Source organism: Microcystis sp. M53603_WE2 (genome assembly GCF_030065435.1).
Genome location: NZ_JASJFF010000864.1, coordinates 1 through 1,504, shown reverse-complemented (window position 1 = coordinate 1,504; position 1,504 = coordinate 1). Strand labels below are relative to the sequence as shown.

Sequence of the window (1,504 nt, the reverse complement as noted above, 5' to 3'; positions counted from 1 at the left end):
GGTCGAAATAACGTGGTTTATATGCACGTTACCCTAATTCCTTGGATTCCGGCCGCTAAGGAGATGAAAACTAAACCGACGCAACACTCGGTCAAGGAATTAAGATCGATCGGCATTCAACCGGATGTGTTAGTCTGTCGTTGTCATCTACCCCTACAACCGGGGTTAAAAGAAAAACTCTCAGCTTTCTGTGATGTGCCGGTGGAATCGGTGATTACTGCTCAGGATGCCAGCAGTATCTACGAAGTTCCTCTCAATCTGGAAAAAGAGGGATTAGCGCAACAAACCCTAGAATTATTAAACCTGGGTCCCCGATACCCCCATCTGGAGGAGTGGGAAAATCTCATCCGACAGATGCAATCCCCTAGTCAAAAATTAGAGATAGCTATCGTTGGTAAATATGTGCAATTGGGGGACGCTTATCTCTCGGTGGTAGAGGCCTTGAAACACGCTGCTATTGCCCTTGATAGCGAGATAGAATTGCGTTGGGTAAGTGCTGAAGATGTGGATAACGATTCGGCCGAAGCTCATTTAAGCGGTGTTGACGGTATTGTTGTACCCGGTGGTTTTGGTATTAGGGGTGTGGATGGCAAAATTAAGGCGATCGAGTATGCTAGGGTCAATAATATTCCTTTCTTGGGTCTCTGTTTAGGGATGCAGTGTTCGATTATCGAATGGGGTCGCAATGTGGCCCGATTAGAAAGGGCCAATAGTTCCGAATTTGAAGAGGATACACCCAATCCAGTGATTAATTTACTGCCAGAACAGGCAGATGTGGTGGATTTAGGGGGAACAATGCGCTTAGGTCTCTATCCCTGCCGTTTAAATCCCGATAGTCTGGCTTTCTCCCTCTACGGTCAAGAGGTTATCTATGAGCGCCATCGTCACCGTTACGAGTTTAATAATGCCTATCGTAGTCTCTTTTTCGAGACTGGTTATCTGGTGAGTGGCACTTCTCCTGATGGTCGTTTGGTGGAAATTATCGAACTACCAAAACATCCTTTCTTTATTGCTACCCAATTTCACCCCGAATTTCGCTCTCGTCCCAATAAAGCTCATCCTCTCTTTTCTGGTTTCATGAAAGCGGCCCTTAAGGGTAGAGAGGAAAAGTTTTCCCTGAGTAGTCAGCATTCAGCTATTAGTTAGGGTTTGCTGGTTCTATTGGCTCAAAATCTGGTTTTTTGGGGGGAAACCCCCGAAAATTTGTCATCTTAACCCCAGTTTGTCCTAGGGTTTCCCGAATTGACGTTGATAAACTACTTCTTCCTTGCCAGATTCCAGTTTAATATCCGAGCGAGGATAGGCCACACATAACAAAGCATAGCCTTCTTTTTGCAGGTCGGGGGATAATCCCATGCCCTCTCCTTGTTCGACGCTACCCTGGGAAAGTTGAGCGGCACAGGTAGTACATACGCCCGCATTGCAAGAACTGGGTAAGTCAATCCCCGCATCGTAGGCTGCCTTTAGTATAGTTTGATCTTCCCTAACTTCGATCGTTTGTGTT

2 protein-coding genes are annotated in these 1,504 nt (G+C 46.1%); one reads left to right on the top strand and one right to left on the bottom strand.

The genetic code is table 11. The features are described 5' to 3' along the window. Window positions 1-1,146: glutamine hydrolyzing CTP synthase (pyrG, locus tag PX481_RS18405; protein ID WP_288095364.1), on the top strand; the 1,146-nt coding region annotated here is incomplete at its 5' end. An 81-nt stretch (window positions 1,147-1,227) separates the two neighbouring features. Here pyrG and PX481_RS18400 read toward each other — a convergent pair. Further along, the coding region (locus PX481_RS18400; RefSeq protein WP_288095362.1) for a 2Fe-2S iron-sulfur cluster-binding protein at window positions 1,228-1,504 on the bottom strand (277 nt) is incomplete at its 5' end.